3 protein-coding genes are annotated in these 1744 nt (G+C 55.0%); 1 reads left to right on the top strand and 2 read right to left on the bottom strand.

The genetic code is table 11. The features are described 5' to 3' along the window. Positions 1-267, bottom strand: a 267-nt coding sequence (locus tag HMPREF2635_RS13885) for a helix-turn-helix domain-containing protein (protein ID WP_371326319.1), incomplete at its 3' end; no start/stop codon positions are given. A 68-nt stretch (positions 268-335) separates the two neighbouring features. Here HMPREF2635_RS13885 and istA point away from each other — a divergent pair. After that, complete coding sequence (gene istA, locus HMPREF2635_RS09460; RefSeq protein ID WP_210401610.1) at positions 336-1259, top strand: IS21 family transposase; 924 nt, start codon at positions 336-338, stop codon at positions 1257-1259. A 16-nt stretch (positions 1260-1275) separates the two neighbouring features. Here the strand turns inward: istA and HMPREF2635_RS09455 are convergent. Continuing rightward, positions 1276-1744: IS3 family transposase (locus tag HMPREF2635_RS09455; protein ID WP_141761703.1), on the bottom strand; the 469-nt coding region annotated here is incomplete at its 5' end.

The raw sequence follows: 1744 nt of genomic DNA, 5'->3' as shown, positions 1-1744 counted from the left end.
ATCAAACATGCGCTTGACCAGGTCAGGAAGTGTGGACTTGCGCTTGGCTTGGATTGTTGTCACTGGGACAAACGCACGCGGTGAAATCCCTTCAATGCCCATCATGCGCATCCGCTTCGCCACAGTCTTACGGTTGAGCGAAATGCGGTAGCGCTCGGTAAGTTCTGCGGTGATCCGCTGTCGATTTGGGGTAGTTGGTACCGCGAGTCCGCGTAGTTGGTACCGGTGTTCCGCGTATCCGGTACTGCAAGGGGGGTTTTCTTTCATAGTTGATGTTGGCGACACCACAATCCGCTGGTGTTGCGTCAACTTCTACTTGGAAGGAGCCGGTCCTTGTGGCCAACTTCAAGCAGATCATCGCGATGTGCCTTGATGGTGCTAGCTACGCGCAGATCACTCACGCATTGGGATGTTCACGACGGGAAGTATCCCGAGCAAAGAAAGTCATCAACGATGAGGCACTAACTCCAGAGTGTTTCCGTCAACTTCCACCGGGATGGTTCGATGATCGATTCAGCGACGGCCGGAGTAAGCGGTCGTTGTCCTATGACCAGCCTGATTTTCAGGCTCTTGCACGCAAGCTGAGAAGTACAAAGCATGTGACCAGGCACAAGCTGTGGATGGACTACTTGTCGCAGCCGTGTCCGACGGACAAGACAAAGTATCAGTACTCCCAGTTTTGCAGTGGGCTCAGTGAATTTCTGCGTGCCAATGATCTCGTCGAAGTTATCACCCATGAGCCAGGCCAAGAGCTTTACGTTGACTGGGCCGGTGACAAAGTGCCTGTAGTAGATCAGGCCAGTGGTGATACCGCGTTCAAGGCGTCATTGTTCGTCGCGGTCAGCCCATACTCAGGGCTGATGTATGTCACGGCCGCTGCGAACGAGAAGATGCCGTCGTGGATCGAGTGCCACGTCAAAGCGTTGAACTATCTTGGCAAAGTACCAGCAGTTATCGTGCCCGATAATGCTTCTACGGCGACTTATCGGCCGAAGAAGAACTCTACATACCGGATGGTCACTGATCGCTACGCAGCGTTTGCAGACTATTACGGGATCACGATTGTGCCGACCAGGCCCGGCAGGCCTCGTGACAAGGCAGCGGTAGAGCGTGCCGTGAAAATCGCTTACACCAAAATCCTGGGTTACTTCAGCAACGAGGTCTTTTGCAACCTCGATGAACTCAATGAGGCGATCGCGGAGCGTCTTGCTGATATCAACAGTGCAATGTGGGGTTGCCCGCAAATCGTGGACACGTAGTGGAGCTACCTAGTGGTTAGGCAGCTATTTCTTTTCTGCTGTTGATTGCGCCGGTGTGGTTCTCGAAGTCGACGGGGCTGACCATTCCGAGTGCAGAGTGCCGGCGCCGACGGTTGTAGACGACTTCAATCCAGTAGGCAACAGCCTTGCGTGCAGCATCACGGGTAGGCCATCGCTTACGGTCGTAGAATTCAGTCTTTAGCGTCGACCAGAACGACTCGGCCATCGCGTTATCGAAGCACACACCAGTACGCCCCACAGACTGGGCAATGCCCAGTCTGCTGCAGACCTCCCAGAGCTTCTCGCTGGTGAATTGCGTTCCACGGTCAGCGTGAAACACCAGTCCTTCAGGAACGTCACCGCGCAGCGTGTGCGCCATCCGCAGGGCCCGTTCAACTAGGTGTGTGTCTTGAACGCTATCCATTGCCCAGCCCAGTACCCTGCGGGAATGACCGTCGCGGACCGCGCACAAATACAACCAGCCC

This window comes from Corynebacterium sp. HMSC035E02, assembly GCF_001836065.1.
Classification (GTDB): Bacteria; Actinomycetota; Actinomycetes; order Mycobacteriales; family Mycobacteriaceae; genus Corynebacterium; species Corynebacterium hiratae.
The sequence above is the reverse complement of the archived record's forward strand: the minus strand, read 5'-3'. Positions and strand labels throughout refer to the sequence as shown.